The sequence below is a fragment of the Sunxiuqinia indica genome (genome assembly GCF_009847015.1).
Classification (GTDB): Bacteria; Bacteroidota; Bacteroidia; order Bacteroidales; family Prolixibacteraceae; genus Sunxiuqinia; species Sunxiuqinia indica.
This window is the reverse complement of record NZ_WVEM01000006.1, coordinates 103,991-122,335: the sequence shown is the minus strand read 5'-3', so window position 1 is coordinate 122,335 and position 18,345 is coordinate 103,991. Positions and strand designations below refer to the sequence as shown.

At 39.6% G+C, this 18,345-nt stretch carries 12 protein-coding genes and 1 tRNA gene; 7 read left to right on the top strand and 6 right to left on the bottom strand.

The features are described from left to right. Positions 1 to 36 precede the first annotated feature (36 nt). Both GR929_RS10695 and GR929_RS10690 read left to right on the top strand, forming a co-directional pair. On the top strand, positions 37 to 2,874 hold the full coding sequence (locus GR929_RS10695) for a TIM-barrel domain-containing protein (RefSeq protein WP_159519603.1): 2,838 nt from the start codon (positions 37 to 39) through the stop codon (positions 2,872 to 2,874). Between the two features lie 78 nt (positions 2,875 to 2,952). Further along, positions 2,953 to 7,185 carry a hybrid sensor histidine kinase/response regulator transcription factor gene (locus tag GR929_RS10690; protein ID WP_159519601.1) on the top strand — a complete coding sequence of 1,411 codons (4,233 nt, stop codon included), beginning with the start codon at positions 2,953 to 2,955 and terminating at the stop codon, positions 7,183 to 7,185. Positions 7,186 to 7,228: 43 nt separating this feature from the next. Here the strand turns inward: GR929_RS10690 and GR929_RS10685 are convergent, their stop codons facing one another. After that, complete coding sequence (locus GR929_RS10685; RefSeq protein ID WP_159519599.1) at positions 7,229 to 7,735, bottom strand: response regulator; 507 nt, start codon at positions 7,733 to 7,735, stop codon at positions 7,229 to 7,231. A 410-nt stretch (positions 7,736 to 8,145) separates the two neighbouring features. Between GR929_RS10685 and GR929_RS10680 the strand changes: the two genes are divergently transcribed. The 4 genes from GR929_RS10680 to GR929_RS10665 all read left to right on the top strand — a co-directional run bounded on the left by GR929_RS10680 (position 8,146) and on the right by GR929_RS10665 (position 11,163). Then, on the top strand, positions 8,146 to 8,910 hold the full coding sequence (locus GR929_RS10680; RefSeq protein ID WP_159519597.1) for a type III pantothenate kinase: 765 nt from the start codon (positions 8,146 to 8,148) through the stop codon (positions 8,908 to 8,910). 89 nt (positions 8,911 to 8,999) lie between these two features. Further along, positions 9,000 to 9,470 carry a Spy/CpxP family protein refolding chaperone gene (locus GR929_RS10675; RefSeq protein ID WP_159519595.1) on the top strand — a complete coding sequence of 157 codons (471 nt, stop codon included), beginning with the start codon at positions 9,000 to 9,002 and terminating at the stop codon, positions 9,468 to 9,470. Positions 9,471 to 9,714: 244 nt separating this feature from the next. Beyond that, positions 9,715 to 10,434 carry a head GIN domain-containing protein gene (locus GR929_RS10670; RefSeq protein WP_159519593.1) on the top strand — a complete coding sequence of 240 codons (720 nt, stop codon included), beginning with the start codon at positions 9,715 to 9,717 and terminating at the stop codon, positions 10,432 to 10,434. Positions 10,435 to 10,449: 15 nt separating this feature from the next. After that, positions 10,450 to 11,163, top strand: a complete 714-nt coding sequence (locus GR929_RS10665) for a head GIN domain-containing protein (RefSeq protein ID WP_159519591.1) — start codon at positions 10,450 to 10,452, stop codon at positions 11,161 to 11,163. Between the two features lie 78 nt (positions 11,164 to 11,241). On the opposite strand, the gene GR929_RS10660 is transcribed toward GR929_RS10665, so the two are convergent. Genes GR929_RS10660 through GR929_RS10650 form a run of 3 tightly spaced genes read right to left on the bottom strand, consistent with a single transcriptional unit; the run spans position 11,242 to position 14,653 of the window. Continuing rightward, complete coding sequence (locus GR929_RS10660) at positions 11,242 to 11,997, bottom strand: succinate dehydrogenase/fumarate reductase iron-sulfur subunit (protein ID WP_159519589.1); 756 nt, start codon at positions 11,995 to 11,997, stop codon at positions 11,242 to 11,244. Positions 11,998 to 12,020: 23 nt separating this feature from the next. Beyond that, entirely contained in the window at positions 12,021 to 13,958 is a 1,938-nt protein-coding gene (locus tag GR929_RS10655) for a fumarate reductase/succinate dehydrogenase flavoprotein subunit (RefSeq protein WP_159519587.1), read from the bottom strand. 20 nt (positions 13,959 to 13,978) lie between these two features. Then, the gene (locus tag GR929_RS10650; protein ID WP_159519585.1) at positions 13,979 to 14,653 is read right to left on the bottom strand and encodes a succinate dehydrogenase cytochrome b subunit; all 675 of its coding nucleotides are present in this window, start codon (positions 14,651 to 14,653) and stop codon (positions 13,979 to 13,981) included. Between the two features lie 320 nt (positions 14,654 to 14,973). Between GR929_RS10650 and GR929_RS10645 the strand changes: the two genes are divergently transcribed. Beyond that, positions 14,974 to 15,045: transfer RNA gene (locus GR929_RS10645), tRNA-Arg, on the top strand. A 1,216-nt stretch (positions 15,046 to 16,261) separates the two neighbouring features. Here GR929_RS10645 and GR929_RS10640 read toward each other — a convergent pair. Both GR929_RS10640 and GR929_RS10635 read right to left on the bottom strand, forming a co-directional pair. Beyond that, positions 16,262 to 16,690: a hypothetical protein gene (locus GR929_RS10640; protein WP_159519583.1), complete on the bottom strand. Its 429-nt coding sequence runs from the start codon at positions 16,688 to 16,690 to the stop codon at positions 16,262 to 16,264. Between the two features lie 490 nt (positions 16,691 to 17,180). Next, the gene (locus tag GR929_RS10635) at positions 17,181 to 18,206 is read right to left on the bottom strand and encodes a LacI family DNA-binding transcriptional regulator (protein WP_159519581.1); all 1,026 of its coding nucleotides are present in this window, start codon (positions 18,204 to 18,206) and stop codon (positions 17,181 to 17,183) included. Positions 18,207 to 18,345 lie beyond the last annotated feature (139 nt).

The window sequence follows — 18,345 nt, the reverse complement described above, 5'->3', positions numbered from 1 at the left end:
TAGATAACAATAATTGAAGAGAATAAAGAAGAAACCATGAAGAAGTTAGTTGCCATCGCATTGATTGCGGTATGTTGTTTTTCCTGTGCGCAAAAAAACTGGGAAGCAAATAAGGAAGGAGTCGTTGTTTATCCTGAAATGGATTCGGATAACGACGCAAAGGCTGTTCGAATTATACCGATCAATGATGAGATTATTCGCGTTACAGCATCGGCTACAAAGGCATTTGCCGAAGATAAAAGCTTAGTAGCTCTGCCGGTTACCCAAAGTGTTGATTTCTCCACAGAAGAGCAGGACGATTTCATCCGGATTTCAACTGCCCAAACAGTGGTTGAGGTGTCCAAAATAACTGGCGAAGTGCAGTTTTTTGATTCGGAAGGTAACCGTTTGCTTCAAGAAAAAACGGCCGGAGGAAAAGAGTTTGACCCAATTGAGGTTGATGGAACCAAAGGATACTCCATTCGACAAGTTTTTGAATCTTCAGAAGATGAGGCACTCTATGGCTTGGGTCAGCATCAGGCTCATGAAATCAACTACAAAGGGAAAAACGAGGAACTTTTTCAATACAATACCAAAGTGTCCATTCCATTTCTTATTTCAACAAAAAATTACGGTTTACTTTGGGACAACTACTCTTTCTCGCGTTATGGAGACAAACGCCCATACGGTCAGGTTGACCAATTCAAACTCTTTAATGCTGACGGAGAAGAAGGTAGTTTGACTGCCACTTACATTGATGACACAGAAAGCAACCATGTTTTTACCGTTCGTCAGGAAAGCACGATTGATTACGAAAACCTGACTACCATTAAGAACTTCCCGGAGGGTTTTACGTTTAATCATGCCAAAATTATTTGGGAGGGTGATATCCAACCGGAAGAGTCCGGCCTGTTTCACTTTCTGCTTTATTATGCCGGGTACACTAAAATTTGGATTGACGGTCAACTCGAGGCTGATCAATGGCGGACAGCATGGAATCCGTCTGTTGCCAAATTTCAATACCAGATGAAAGAGGGAGAAAAATACCACCTCAGGTTAGAATGGATTCCGGATGGTGGCGTATCTTACGTCGGTTTGAAAGCCTTGTCTCCTGTTGATCCTGAAGTGCAGGACGATATTGCTTTCTGGTCAGAAATGGGGGATCAGATTGATTACTATTTTATGCATGGTGACAATATGGACGGAGTGATAAAAAACTACCGGACATTGACCGGAAAAGCTCAGGTGATGCCCAAATGGGCTATGGGATTCTGGCAAAGCCGCGAGCGTTATAAAACACAGGATGAACTCCTCAATACACTGAAAGAATTCAGGGAAAGACATATTCCTATCGACAACATTGTACAAGATTGGTCGTACTGGGAAGTCGATAAGTGGGGATCTCACGAATTTGAAAAGGCGCGTTTTCCTGATCCAAAAGCCATGATGGATGAAGTGCACGATAACCACGCCAGAGTCATGATTTCGGTGTGGCCCAAGTTTTATTTGGGAACGAAGCATTACGATGAGTTTGATAAAAACGGATGGATGTATCAACAAGCAATAGAAGACAGCGTTCGCGATTGGATTTCCCCCGGATATATAGGCTCTTTTTACGATGCATACAACCCGGAAGCACGCGAGCTATTTTGGAATCAAATTAATGATAAGCTTTATCAGAAAGGAATTGATGCCTGGTGGTTGGATGCGACAGAACCGGATATTTTATCGAATGCCAGCATGGAGTATCGCAAAGAATTAATGAACCCAACAGCGCTTGGGTCTTCGACAAAATACTTCAATGCCTACGCTTTAATGAATGCTAAAGGAATCTACGAAGGACAGCGAAAAGAAAATCCCGATGATCGTGTATTTATTCTTACTCGTTCGGGCTTTGCCGGGTTGCAACATTATGGAGCCGTAACCTGGAGTGGCGATATTGGTACAAGCTGGGAAGATATGGAAGCGCAGATTCCTGCAGGAATAAATTTTGCAATGTCAGGATTACCATACTGGACAATGGATATTGGTGGTTTTTGCGTGCAAAAGCGCTTCGAAAATGCCAGGGAAGGAAGCGAAGATATGGAGGAATGGCGCGAATTAAATACCCGCTGGTACCAGTTTGGTGCTTTTGTTCCCTTATTTCGTGTCCACGGACAATATCCATATCGCGAAATTTACAACCTGGCACCGGAGAATCATCCGGCATATCAATCGATGCTGTATTACAATAAATTACGCTACCGTTTGATGCCTTATATTTATAGTTTGACTGGAGCCGTTTATCATGATGACTATACGATTATGCGTGGTTTAGCGATGGATTTTACAGACGACCACCGGGTGCAGAATATTGGTGACCAGTATTTATTTGGCCCTTCGCTAATGGTTTGCCCGGTTTATAATTACAAAGCACGTCAGCGCGATGTTTATTTCCCAAACAATGGAGGGTGGTACAATTTGTACACCAGCGAGTACATTGCCGGAGGACAGAAGGTAAATGTGAATGCACCATTTGAGCGAATGCCGGTATTTGTACGTGAAGGATCGATCTTGCCAATTGGGCCCGAAATTGAATATACGTCGCAGAAAAAAACCGAGTTGATCAAGCTATATGTTTACACTGGAGCCGACGGTTCGTTTGAGTTGTACGAAGACGAGGAAACCAATTACAGTTACGAAGACGGGGCATTTTCAACTATCCCGTTCTCGTATAACGAAGAGTTAAAAACATTGACAATCGGTGAGCGGAAAGGTGAATTTGAAGGTATGTTGGCTGAGCGTCAGTTCGAAGTAATCTTTGTAAAAAAGGGTAGTTCCATGACGTTAGATTTTTCGAAAAACAACGGAAAAGTTATAAGTTATGCGGGTTCGAAAGTGGATGTAGCAATGTAAGAGGTCAAGAAAAGCTGTTATATCCTTAATAGTATTTCTTTTTTCTTGTATCTTTTACGGTTCTAATACAGGATGTTAATGAGTGACTGTCTGCTGAAAAAAAATGATTCGAAAATTGCTAATTTATTGTTGGCTCTTTTGCTGATTGGCATCATGGGTTTTGCCAACGAATCACAGGTAAACACGCAGTATAAATTCATGCACCTGACGATTAACGACGGCTTGTCAAATAATCAGGTGCGTTCAATTTTGAAAGATAGTCAGGGTTTTATGTGGTTTGGGACAGGCCGGGGACTGAATCGTTTCGATGGGTTGAGATTTAAAACCTACAAGCACGATCCTTATGATAGTACATCTATTCCGTTTAATGCCATTGACTTTTTATCTGAAGATTCGGCAGGACAGATTTGGATTAAGTCAGTGAACGACTTCGCCATTTTTAATCCGCAAAAGGAGACGTTTTCAAGTCCGGATTCTTATTTGAGTGAATTTTCAATTCCTCTGATATCTTTATATACTATTTTTAACGATCAAGAGGGAAATACGTGGTTCGTGAATAATTCCTCTGGTCTTTACCGACTGAATGATTCAAGTCGTTCGGTGACTGTTTTAAAACATCAGGAGGACGACCCGACTTCAATTAGTAGTAATTCAATGATGGCTCTTAATCAGGATTCCAAAGGGAATTTTTGGGCCATTTCATCCTCTGGCATGCTTGAAAAGCTAGACCGGGACAGCCTGCATGTTTCCTATCGTATTCAACTGAATGCTGAGTTTAAGAGTGCCGCCAATAACTATCGGATTTTTATTGATTCGGAAGATGACGTATGGGTTTATTCGCTTGGTCAGCCCTACGGTGCTTTCCTTATTGATACCTCTACCGGAAATGTTTTGCATGTTAATACTAAATCGGAGAAAGCCCGATTAAACAATGACCTGGTGTCGTCAATTGTTGAGGATGAGGAAGGCATGATCTGGTTGGCTACCGATCATGGCGGAATAAACAGGGTGGACAAAAATGGTTTTTCTGTTATTTACGTGACCAATAATCCGGATGATAAATACAGCCTCATTCAAAATAGTGTGAATTATCTGTATAAAGATTCTCAGAACATTATTTGGGCTGGAACATACAAAAAAGGCGTGAGTTACTATCACCAAAGTCTGATTCGTTTTGATCACTACCGGCATGTCCCATCTATCTCATCAAGCTTGCCTTTTAATGATGTCAACTGCTTTGTAGAAGACAAAAAGGGAAATCTCTGGATTGGCACAAATGGAGGTGGTCTGCTTTATTTCAACCGAAAGACCGGCAGTTACCGGGTTTACAGGAACGATTCTTCCGATCCGAACAGTTTGAGCAATAATATCATCGTTTCGCTTTTTATTGACCGAAATGATCAGTTGTGGATTGGTACTTATTTTGGTGGATTGGATCGATTTGATGGTCGTGTTTTTCACCATCACCGACATGATCCGGACAATCCTGCATCATTGTCAGATAACCGCGTTTGGGAGATTTTTGAAGATTCGAAGCGCAATTTATGGATTGGAACCTTGGCTGGAGGTCTAGAGTTGTATGATCGCGAAAGAGGCGTTTTTTATCATTATGCTTCTGAAGATATGAACTCCGTAGGCTCTAACTTCATCATGTCAATCATGGAAGATTCTGAAAGTAACCTGTGGTTAGGGACATCTGACGGAGTAGATCGTTTGAACTTGTTAACCAAGCGGTTTGAACATTTTACGCCTGAGCCCGGTGTCCCCGGACGATTGAGTGATAAAAATGCCTTGGGGATTCACGAAGATGCTCGTGGACTAATCTGGATTGCAACTCCCGAGGGGTTAAACTTATATAGCAAGCATGAAAACCAGTTCAGGGTATTTACTGAAAAAGATGGGTTGCCTGATTCGAATGTCAAAACAATACTTGAAGATGAACAAGGTAATTTATGGATTGGAACAACCAACGGTGTTTCAAAAATCGAAATAACCAATTTTTCAGGTAATCCGGAAATTGACCAATTGGAGATTCAAACCACCAATTACGACATGATGGATGGTCTTCAAGGCAAAGAGTTCAATGAAAATGCAGCTTACCGTACGAAAGCCGGCGAACTGATTTTTGGAGGAGCAAATGGGTTTAATCTATTTAAACCGGAGAATCTGGAAGAGCAAAAACTCAGCAACGAAGTTGTATTGACAAACTTAAAGGTTTTCAATCGTGAGGTGCCGGTTGGAACGCCGATTCAAAATCGGATTATTCTTGACAAATCAATTACACAACAGGATAAAATTACTTTGCGTCACAGCGAAAATGTTTTCTCTCTGGGCTTTACTTCTTTGAATTTCTTTCAACCCGAAAAGAATAGTTTCGAATATAAGCTGGAAGGGTTTAATGAAGCTTGGTTGAAAACTGACCCGCAAAACGCAGAGGCCACTTTTACGAACCTAAATGCTGGTGAATATGCGTTTCATGTGCGTGTATCGAACGATGGGGGCAAAAGCTGGCAAGTGTTGACCCCACCCCTGAAGATTGAAATAACGCCTCCTTTTTGGAAAAGTAATTATGCTTTTGGGTTTTATGTATTATTTATCGTCGGCTTGCTATTGCTGGCGCGTCGTATTTTAGTTGAACGAGAGCGATTGAAATTCGCAGCCGAGCAAGAACACCAGGAAGCAGAGCGCATTCATCAGTTAGATGGTTTAAAGACAAAATTTTTCACCAATATTAGTCATGAGTTTCGCACTCCTCTATCCTTGATTTTGTCGCCAATTGAACGATTAATTGGAGAGACAAAGGATGAAAAGTTAAAAGCTCAATTGAAATTTATCCATCGCCATGCGCGAAGGCTTTTGGCCATGGTAAATCAACTGCTCGATTTTAGGAAGATGGAGGTTCAACAGATTGAGGCCAAAGAAAACTGGGGCGATTTAATTGGATTTATAAAAGAAGTTGGACTCTCTTTTCAGGATTTAGCGGCAAATAAGGGAATCAAGTTCAGGTTTAAAGCTGAAAAGGAAGATTTGTTTACTTATTTTGATCAGGATAAAGTTGAAAAAGTGATCTCCAATTTGTTGTCGAATGCGTTTAAGTTTACACCTGAAAAAGGTAAAATTACATTGCGGTTAAAATACATTGAGTCAGATGTTGACTCTGAAAATAGTAGTCAGCGGGGAACGGTATTAATCTCCGTCAAGGATAATGGAATTGGAATACCAGTTGAAAAACAAGAACGAATTTTCGATCGTTTTTTTCAGGATGATCTTCCAAATTCGTTTGTCAATCAAGGAAGTGGAATTGGTTTGTCGCTGGTAAATGATTACGTTAAAATATTGGGAGGAACTATCCGAGTCGAAAGTATCGTAGATAAAGGTAGCGTTTTTGAAGTCGCGCTGCCGGTGCAGTTGTTTTCGCAAGAACAAATTGATTTAAAAAATCAGTCCGAGGATTCTAAAGAGCCAGTCATTTATTATCGGGAAAATCGCGCGGCTTTTAACGATGAAGTTAAATCTGATTCGACTAAAAAAAATATTTTATTGGTTGAGGATAATGAAGATTTCCGCTTTTACCTGAAAGACAATCTGAAAGAGCACTATAATGTGTATGAAGCCGGGAACGGTAAAATAGGATGGGAGATGACTCTGAAGAAGCTCCCTGACTTGATTGTAAGCGACGTTGTGATGCCCGAAATGGATGGAATTGAATTTTGCTCGAAAATTAAAGGTGATGGACGAACCGCTCATGTTCCTCTCATTTTATTGACTGCTAAGGTAGATACCGATCCAACACTTGAGGGCTTCCAGTCTGGTGCCGATGATTATATTTCGAAGCCGTTTGATTTTAGGATTTTGGAATCGCGCATTGAGAACCTGATTAATTCCAGAGAACAGCTGCGACGATCCTATCAATCGATGATTGGAATGAATCCGGAGAAGATTAAAGTCACATCACAGGATGAAAAATTCTTAATAAAAGCACTCGGTATTGTTGAGAAAAATTTGGATAATACCAAGTTTTCGGTTGAAAACTTAAGCAAAGAAATAGGGATGAGTAGAGTTAGCTTATATAAAAAACTAACTCTACTTACTACAAAATCGCCGGTTGAGTTTATTCGGATTATCAGGCTTCGAAGAGCTGCTGATTTTATGGAGAACAGTGAGTTGACTGTTTCCGAAATTGCCTATGCATGCGGATTTAACAGTCCAAGATATTTTTCGAAATATTTTAAAGCCGAGTATAAGGAGCTGCCTTCGGAATACATCAACAACCATCGAAAAAAACAAAACAGCTTTCAAATGAAACTTTGAAAGCTGTTCAGCAAAATATTTTTAATAGCCGACGAGATACTGACTAGAAATTTAATCCAAATGTTTCAGGGTACAGTAACGCGATAGCAATGATTACAATGATAAAAAGTGAAAGGAAAACGAAAAACAATATTACACCGGTTTTATAGCGCTTATTTGTTTTTTCTAAGCTGCTAATCGACAGTATTTTATTCATTTTGCTCACCATCTTTTTTAGTGCCATCTGATCTTTTACGATATAATCGTAAGCACCATATTTCATGGTATTAATAGCAACATCAATACTGTCCTGCCCCGAAAGGAAAATAAACTCCACCTCAGGAGCAATTTTCTTTGCTTTCTTTAATACTTCAATCCCATTCATCCCATCTAATAAATAATCCTGAATGATGATCTTCGGTTGACGTTCCATCGCCTTCAAAGCTTCTTCACCGGATAAAAAGGCTTCTACGTTGGTAAACTTATTGGTTTTGAGATAACTTACAACGAGTTTGTTATAGACAGGATTATCTTCAACTACAAAAATTAACGGACCTTTATTATTTTGCATCTTTAAAGAATAATAAGTTAGTTATGCTCTTATGCAGAATTTTCATTCTTAATTTTGTTAAAATTAGTAAAAAATTAAACACAATACCTTGTATATACAAGAATAGGACATAAAAGTGTGAAAATTCGCGAATTAATTTTCGATACAATATAAACGTTCACTGTTGTCCGGGAAAAATAAAATCTTGGGTGATGCGAGAAACAAATGAAAATAGAACAGTTGATATTCCTCAAGATGGAGTCATGGGCTAAAGCTCGGATGCTCTAGTGCGATGACTAACCCCGGGATTAATCCCGGGGTTAGTGAGTGCCAGATATGGAGCGGGCTTTAGCCCATCATTTGAAATTTTAACCGGACACTAATGATAAACTTTATTTATTACAACTTCATCTCAAATAACAACGAAACAGATGCGTTTAGCAATCGATATTGGAAATACAAATATTGTTTTTGGAATCCGGAAACAAGAAAATTGGAAGAATATTTGGAGGATTCGGACAGATAAGTTAAAAACGGCAGACGAATACGAAGTCATATTTCGATCTCTGTTTGAAAGTGGAGGCGTTGAGCCTGAAAAAATAAGCAAAGTGATTATTAGCAGTGTTGTCCCTTCGTTAAACGACGATTTTAAAGAATTAATCAGCCGTTTACTAAGTGTTGTCCCTCTGTTTGTAGTGCCGGAAACTTATTCAAAGCTACCGATAAAGATCTTAAATCCGTATCAGATTGGAACCGATCTGGTTGCCAATGCAATGGCAGCATTTGTAAAGTACGACAAGCCCTGTATGGTTATCGATTTTGGAACTGCTCTTACTTTTTTGACACTTGCCGAAAACGGGGAAATATTGGGAGTTGCCATTGCTCCGGGAATGGGGACTGCGGTAACGGCTTTGGCAGGAAACACATCGCAGTTGCCTCATGTTCAGTTGTCAATGCCGCCGTCAGTATTGGGACTTAATACGGTAAACGCAATTCAGGCAGGTGTTGTGTATGGTTATCTGGGATTAGTCAGCCGCATTATTGAGCAAACCGAAGCCGAATTAAATAAAGAGCTCCACGTCATAGCGACAGGCGGTTTATCAGGTATTTTTCGTGAGGAGAAGACTAAAATAGATCATTTTGAGGCGAATTTAACGCTCGACGGATTGATTGCAATAGCTGAATACGTTGATTAATATACTGTTAAGAAATGTGAAGTGTGGGAGCTGGATTAAACGAATGTTATCGCTGATAGTCCAAAAGGAGAATTTAAAAATTTTAAGCGATGAAAAGTAAAATTACAGCATGGGTATTTATGTTTGCCGTATTATTGTCGTTGACAACGATGGCACAGGGGCAAAAGCAACGATTCGAACGTCAGCAAAAGTTAGAACAATATGCAGACAATGACCATCACAGATTTCCTGCAGCGAAACTATTAACTGAAGATCAAAAAGAAGTGATTAAATCAATTCGGATGGAGAGCATGAAAGAAGCAAAAACATTTCGTGATCAGCTGAGGGAACTGAAAGCACATCATCAAACACTAATGACTGCCGAAACCCCCGACATGAAGGCGATTTATAAAAGTTTGGATCAGCAGGGTGAATTGCGAACTGAATTGTCTAAAATTCGGGCAAAGTCACGTATCGAAATTCAGTCGTTACTTACTGAGGATCAAAAATTGGAAATGCAAAGCTTAAAAGAAAAACACCGACATCTCATGCGTGATCGACGTATGAAAGATAAGAGCTAACGAAATATTGCCGGTTTAAACCGGCATTTTTTTTGTCCTTTTACCGATAAATAACCTTGTTTCGGCGAATTTGTGGCAATAAAATTGCGTGATGATTTCTAAATTGTGTAACGAAAATTGAAAATTAGCGTCAATAACAACAAACACTTACAGATGAAACGATCATGATAAACTGTTCTCCTATCGAATCGTGATTATCAAGTGAGTTCCATGTAACACCTTAAAACCCTAAAACGATCACCATATGAAAAAGCGTTTGTCTATAGCAATTTCCTTTTCTGTACTCCTGACTATTTTTTCAGCTTGCATCTTTTTAGGTCCATCCATAAAGGGTAATGGCCATGTCACAACCGAATATCGTGAAGTAGGAGACTTCGATGAGATTAAAGTTTCCACCGGAATGAAGGTGGTCTTGGTTCAGTCGGATAAAAACCTGATCACGGTAGAAGCCGATGAGAATTTGCATGAAGTTATCAAAACTGAGATGAAGAGAGATGAGCTAAATATTTTCTCAGAAGAACGAATAAAAAAGGCCAAGAAATTACTAATTACAGTCGAATTTACCCGCATTGAAAAACTGACAAGCAGTTCAGGAGCAATGGTTAGCACGGGTGATCTGATTCACTTGAAAGATTTTAGCACAAAAGCCAGTTCTGGTAGCCAGCAAAATCTGGATGTTAATGCACAGGACCTGCAGGCGCGAGCATCTTCGGGCTCACACATAAAACTCAACGGGAAAGCTGAAAAAGTCGATTTAAAAGCGTCTTCGGGCGCTCATATTAAAGGGAGTGGTTTGGTCAGTGAAGATTGTTTCGCCGATGTTTCAAGTGGGGCGCATATCTATATTGACGTAACCAACGAATTTGAAGGGGAAGCCTCAAGCGGCGGTCATATTTATTATTCAGGTAGCCCTTCCACAGTTAGCATTAATGAATCTTCAGGTGGTAATATCAGAAAACAATAACTAAGAGCAACACTGATGAAAACAAAGAGGAAAAGGTTTTATTTTGCCAGCATTTTATTACTTGCAATGGTATTGCAAGCTCAGGCAACAAACGAAAGAGTTGGAAAACAGACTCGGCAAACCCCCAATTTTCATGGTATTTCGGTTGGTAGCGGAATCGATTTATTCTTAACGCAGGGAAACTCGGAAAAAGTTGTGATAGAGGCCGATCCTGACATTATTGATGATATCATAACCGAAGTGAAAGATGGTGTTCTGCATATTTACATGAAGAAGAAATTGAACTGGAGCTGGAATGAAGATCGCACGGCTCATGTCACTTTTGATGATCTGACCCGGCTTGATGTTTCATCGGGTGCTGATGTGGAATCAGAAAACAGCTTCAAGCTGGATGAACTGAAAATATCGGTGAGCAGTGGAGCCGATTTGGAGATTGAAGATATAACAGCAGAAACGATTTGGCTGGATACATCAAGTGGATCGGATGCTGAAATCACCGGACGGGTTATCAATTTTGATGCGTCCAGTTCCAGCGGTTCTGACCTTTCGTGTGGAGATTTAGTGGCCGAACATTGTCAAGTGAAAACTTCCAGTGGAGCAGATGCCGTTGTGCATGCAACCAAATCGATTAAAGCCAGTGCGAGTAGTGGTGGCGACATTCGGTATAAAGGAAATCCGGCCCAAAAAGATATTAATGAATCCAGTGGCGGCGATGTCCGTCGGGATTAATGTTGATTTTGTGAAAAAACAAAACGGCCGTTTCTATCCCAATAGAAACGGCCGCTCTTTTATCTTATACCCTCTGATTTATTCTGACAAGCGTGATCTTAAGAATTCACGGTTTAAACGAGAGATGTGTGCAATAGAAATACTTTTCGGGCATTCTACTTCACAAGCTCCAGTGTTGGTACATCCGCCAAATCCAAGTTCGTCCATTGTTGCAACCATTGCTTTCGCCCGGCGTTTCGCTTCAACTTTACCCTGCGGAAGCAAGGCCAGCTGACTAACTTTTGCCGACACAAACAACATTGCCGACGAGTTTTTACAAGCCGCAACGCAAGCTCCACAACCGATGCAAGAAGCAGCATCCATCGCTTCGTCGGCAGCAGGTTTTGCAATCGGAATGGCATTTGCATCAGGAACACCACCGGTGTTTACAGAAACATAACCGCCCGAAGCAATGATTTTGTCGAACGCCTGACGATCGACAATCAAATCTTTGATGATTGGAAATGCAGCCGCGCGCCATGGTTCGATGGTTATTGTTTCTCCATCTTTAAATTTACGCATGTGCAACTGGCAGGTTGTAATTTCCTCATCCGGTCCGTGTGGACGTCCGTTGATGAATAGTGAACACATTCCGCAGATTCCTTCACGACAATCGTGATCGAAAGCGATGGGTTCTTTATTTTCGTTAACCAACTGTTCGTTCAAGATATCCATCATTTCGAGGAATGAACTGTCAGTTGAAATATCTGAAACTTGATAGGTTTCGAAACGGCCTTTTTCTTTGGGACCGTTCTGACGCCAAATCTTAAGCGTGAGATTTATTGTTTTATCCATGATTGATCTCCTTTTTATAGCCGTTATTTGTAATTACGTTGAAGCATTTGAACATTCTCGTAAACCAATTCCTCTTTATTCAGTTTTGGTTCTTCTTTTTCACCTCTATATTCCCAGCAAGAAACATAGGCAAACTTATCATCCTGACGCAGTGCTTCGCCTTCTCCGGTTTGGTATTCTTCACGGAAGTGACCACCGCAGGATTCCTCACGGTTCAATCCATCACGTGCCATCAGATCAGCAATTTCAAGGAAATCAGCCAAACGGCTGGCTTTTTCCAATTCGACATTCATTCCTTCTTTATTTCCGGGAATGCGGACATTGGTCCAGAACTCTTTTTTAACTGCTTCAATCTTTTTGATAGCTTCTTTAAGACCTTTTTCATTACGGGCCATTCCAACAAAGTCCCACATGATTAAACCAAGTTCTTTGTGAATGCTATCTACTGAACGATTACCTTTAATGTTCAACAGTTTTTCAAATCGATCTTTTACCGATTTTTCAGCTTCAACAAATTCCTTTGCATTCGTATCCATGCGAGGAGTACGAATTTCATCAGCCAGGTAATTCTGAATGGTGTATGGTAACACAAAATAACCATCTGCCAATCCTTGCATCAAAGCCGAAGCTCCCAAGCGGTTGGCGCCGTGGTCGGAGAAGTTAGCCTCACCGGCAGCAAATAAGCCCGGAATATTGGTTTGCAATTCGTAATCAACCCAAATACCACCCATGGTGTAGTGGATTGCAGGGTAAATCATCATTGGAGTTTCGTATGGATTGTCGTCAACAATTTTCTCGTACATCTGGAACAAGTTACCGTAGCGTGCTTCAATCACATCTTTGCCTAAGCGCTCGATAGATGATTTGAAATCCAGGTAAACAGCCAGCCCGGTTCCAACACCGAAGCCTGCATCGCAACGTTCTTTTGCTGCGCGCGATGCAACATCACGAGGTACCAGGTTTCCGAAGGCAGGATAACGACGCTCCAAATAGTAATCGCGATCTTCTTCCTTAATATCGGTTGGTTTCAGTTTTCCTTCGCGAATAGCTTGAGCGTCCTCTTTTTTAGCGGGTACCCAAATACGTCCATCATTCCGAAGTGATTCGGACATCAAGGTTAGTTTACTTTGGAATTCGCCATGAACAGGAATACAAGTTGGGTGAATTTGTGCCATACATGGATTAGCAAACATGGCTCCTTTGTGGAATGCTTTTACAGCTGCCGATCCGTTTGATCCCATCGCGTTGGTTGACAGGAAAAATGTGTTTCCGTAACCGCCGGTAGCTAGCACGACAGCATGCCCAAAATGACGTTGCAATTCTCCGGTAACCAAGTCGCGGGTGATAATTCCGCGTGCTTTCCCGTCAACAATTACAATATCGACCAACTCGGTACGTGTATGCATCGTAACCGAACCTTTGTTTACCTGACGCATTAACGCCTGGTAAGCTCCCAATAATAGCTGCTGTCCGGTTTGTCCGCGTGCGTAAAATGTACGACTAACCTGTGCTCCTCCAAACGAACGGTTATCTAACAAACCGCCATATTCGCGGGCAAAAGGAACACCTTGTGCAACACACTGGTCGATAATACTATTACTAACTTCAGCTAAGCGGTGAACATTGGCCTCGCGGGCACGGTAGTCACCACCTTTTATGGTATCGTAAAACAAACGGTAAACCGAGTCACCGTCGTTAGGATAGTTTTTGGCAGCATTAATACCACCCTGTGCAGCAATAGAGTGCGCACGGCGTGGTGAATCCTGAATGGTAAAGTTTTTTACATTGAAACCCATTTCTCCAAGCGATGCTGCGGCAGCACCTCCAGCCAACCCCGTTCCTACAACAATAACATCGAGTTTTCGCTTGTTGGCAGGGTTCACCAGTTTTTGGTGATTCTTATAATTTGTCCATTTCTGAGCCAATGGCCCTTCTGGTATCTTTGAATTTAGTATGCTCATAATTCTATACTTCTTTTCGGTTAAAATTTAATCAGGAAATACAATGGGATGATTGCAAAACCGACAGTAACGACAATCGCGTAAATTTGTCCGATTACCTGTAATCTTTTCAACCATAATTTATTCGCAAATCCAATGGTTTGAAACGAAGACCAAAAACCATGTCCAAGATGCAGTCCCAACAGAATTGCGCCAACAACGTAAAGAATACAATACGTTACGCTTGTTTTAAATAGGCCTGCAACCAATGAATAGGAATCATGCATGATTTCTCCGTCAATATCGACTTCCAGTAGATTTTGGTATTCAAATTTAATAATGTAGAAGAAGTTATAAATGTGCATAACCAGGAATACAAAAATTAAACAGCCAAGAACAAGCATATTGCGAGATGCCCAGTTACTTGAATTTTTAGATTGGTTGTATCCGGTAGGGCGAGCTTTCATGTTTTGAAAACTAACAATGAGAGACCATAAAATATGTACGATAAAGCCCAACGCCAGTAACGGTTCCATTATACGGATAGCCGGGTTGGTAGCCATAAAATTTGCCCCCAGGTTAAAAAGCTCACCACTGTCGTCAAAAATCAAAAGTAAATTGATCCCCAAGTGAACGACAATGAACATCATCAGGAAAAGGCCCGAGATGCTCATGATAAACTTTTTCCCAATAGAAGAAGTCAGAAAATTGCTCATAGGATAATAGTTTTATTTAAAAATTTAATGTTTCTGATAAAGTCCCACAAAAGTAGATTTTAGTGGTTTTACCCGCAATAATTGGAAGGTCAAAAATAGCTAATTTAAAACGTTTCTAAGAAAGATTCGATAAATATGTGCTAAAGAGCAGTGAGTCAACAGGGTATGAATAGTTGCCTTGTAAATTTTCTGTTAACAAAACCAGATTGGTAATTCGGCCCGGAAAATGAGTTGGCATCGATTTCTTTGTTTTGAATCCTGTCGCTTTTTCCTATTTTTGCAAAGCCTTTTTGTAATGACGTGTTTTTTACGAAAATGATGGTTCCATAGTTCAACGGATAGAATAGCAGTTTCCTAAACTGTAGATCCGGGTTCGATTCCCGGTGGGACTACTAAGCCTACTGACAATCAGTAGGTTTTTTGCTTTTCATACCCGAAATCATACCCTGATGTTGAAATTCGGCTTTATTTTGAACCTTACAACCTGAAATAATCAATTAAAGATATCAATTACTTTAGATACAGAAAAGTATACCTTAAGTTTTCGGATGGTTTAATCGCAATTAACCACATAGAGCTGAAATGGAGCCGAGAGCATTGAGGCTGGGCTTGGAACATGTTCTGAAGCGTTCTTACTTTTGTGGGGCATATAATTTTGTGAAAATATTTGAAGGGTTTTGAAATATTCCGGCTTGATGGGTGGGGGGGTATTTTCCCCTTTGCAAAATTTCTTTATTTTGATGGTATACCTTAGACGTTCGTATAGAATATCCTAAAATACAATTTATAATTAGTGTGTCAAGATTTGGTAAAAATCGTGTTTTTTCAACCAATTTTCAGCTTTCTTGTGTTAAAAACTTCCAGATCAGTCGCAATTTGTCGACGTTTTAAAATAGCAAAATCAACATCGTATTATAAGTAGTGCATAATTTTAGGATGGGGTAATATTAGTATAAAAATGGGGTGTGTATGCAGTGAGCACACTCGCATGAAATAATTGGTTATCGTATTTAATAGGCTCATAAACACATAAAATTTAAATGATCGTGTAAGGTGTATAAATATAGGTGCTTATGAGAGTTTTTGAATGTTGGAAATTGGCGGATATTTGCAACTGATAAATATTGCGACACAGAGATAACATTGCTAATATTAAATGTTTTTTTTATACGTAGAAGTTAGGTGCGTTTTACAATCTTTAGACCTTTTCTGGAGTGAAAATATTACAAAATCAACATCGCATTATGTGTATGTGTGTTTTCTGTGATCGTCAAGAAAATTTAAATTCAGACTTTGAGAAAATGAAACTATAGAATTTCTTTAAATGGCCGGAATATCTTTTAAAATGTGAAGCATTGGAGAACTTATAATTCTGTTGAGCAATCACATACTGTAATTGTTGATTCTGTGAAATAATTGATTTCATAACTTGATATAAATAATTTCACAATTTCGTTAATTAATGATGTTCATGCACTTGTAATTCCAGTATGGTGCGATTGACACCATGCTAAAGCTAACAGTCTGATAATCAGCAAAACGGGAATTCCCGTTTTGCTGATTATCAGGGCTTTACAAGGTCCGGTGGCATTTTCTGTAGAGCAACTTTTAATCATAGATTTTAACAATCCTGAATAGGAAATATTTTACATTGCTCACCCCTTTAAACGCGGCTCTAAAAGCTTTTTGTTTAGCATTGAAAGATTTTGGGTATGAATTTCTACTTCGATTGTCAAAGAAGTCGATTATCTCCTTGTTATGAAGTTTCAAATTTAAATTCCAGTATGGTGCGATTGGAAGGGGGTCCCAGGTTCGAGTCCTGGTATTATCGAACCAAGCCATCAGCTCATCGTACCAGTTGGTGATAAGTGTAGTGTGTGCGGTAAAGAGTTCATCAAGTTGGCCAGGAGTCATTGCCAGCAATTCCCCGATACTGTAATCGCTGGCTTTTGCCAGTTTGATGTAAGTGTTGACTGTATTGCGCGAGATACTCAAAAGACCGCCAATCTGCCGGTTGCTTACCCCGTCGTTGTTCAAGGATAAAATCTGTTTTTAATCCATCGGATCAAGTCTATTTGCCATATCCAGAAAAAAATCTGCGATATAGCTGTTTTTACCTGATCTCCCAAAGTGGCATAAAAGGAACCGTTAGGGTAATCGGCCCGGCACTGCCTGACACAAAACGAACCGAAAGATATCCGGTTTTTAGCTACCCCGTGGCACAGTTTGAACCGAAATCACTGGCACAAACCACCCCGAAATCGGTGGCACAAAACGAACCAGAATAGCCATTAAAAGGAAATATAGAAGATAATGCTTTTAATAAGCGTATTTTTTATGACATTCAAAAGGGAAGTAGAAATTAAAGTAAATAATACAGATTGTAATGTAACAATCTGAAAGAATACTAAAAAAATCCTAAAAAAGCGAAAGAGGAAGACGAAAAAGGAAACTGTTCTTATATGTTGAATTTTATGTATGCCAATTATATCTTCCTTGGATTATGGATTTGGAACTGTGATTTGTATTAATATCTTGAATTTAGACGTTTTACAGATTCCTTTATATTTAAGTTGGGTTTTAAAAGGATTTTTGGTAAAGGCATCTTGTTCCTATTAATTTCAGAGAATAAGAATTTAGTAGCAATTTTGCTAATGTCTGTTACGGGTTGGGCGACGCAAGATAATGGAGTCGCAAGGTAGTCGAGGTAAGGATGGTCGTCAAAAGTAATTAACGAAATGTCATCTGGTATTTTTATTCTTTCTTCTTTTAATGCCTTCATTGCTCCCATTGCGATAGTATTGCTTAAAGTAAAAATCGCTGTTGGTTTGTTTTTTTGTTGTAATAGAAGCTTTGTTTCTATATAACCACAGTGAAAACTAAACTCATCTCCTGTAATTAAGATGTCTTTAATGCCTGATTCTGACAGTGCATCAAGATATCCCTTTATCCTCAACTTATTTGGGGTTGACTCTTTTACACCTTGGATGCATGCTATGATAGTATGTCCCTGTTCTATCAGATGTCTAGTAGCCAAGTAGGCTCCATGGTGGTTATCTGTTGAGACAAATGGAATGTCAAGATTGTCAAAATATCGGTCAATACAAACAATGGGCAAACCTTGATCATGCAATTCTTTTATATGTGCCCATTTGTTTCCACAGGGGACTATTATAATTCCTTCTATATTTCTAGATGAAAGTTGTTGGAGAATCAACTTCTCTGTTGCTACATCCTCGTCACTGTCTCCCACTATGGTAACGTATCCTTTGTCTCGTACTTCATTGTTAATATTGCTGGCGATATTTGCAAAAAAGGGATTATTTAAGGAAGGAACGATTAATGCAATAGTGTTACTTCTTCCTGTTCTAAGATTTGCTGCATTTTGGTTCGGGATATAATTAAGTTCTTTGGCTATCTTTTTTATTTTTTCTTGAGATTCTTTTCCTATGCGATATTGCTTTGCTTTCCCATTCAATACTCTGGAGACAGTAGTAGTTGATAACCCAGTTAGTTGGGCAATATCGTTAATCTTAATTCTATTATGTGTCATAATTTAATGCTTATACAAACGATTGTACAAATATAAATAATAATGTAATTATATATAGATTACTTTATTATGGTTTTAAGTAACATGAAATTAATTTATTTGCTATTTGTGATTTATATTATTGAAAATGAGATGAATG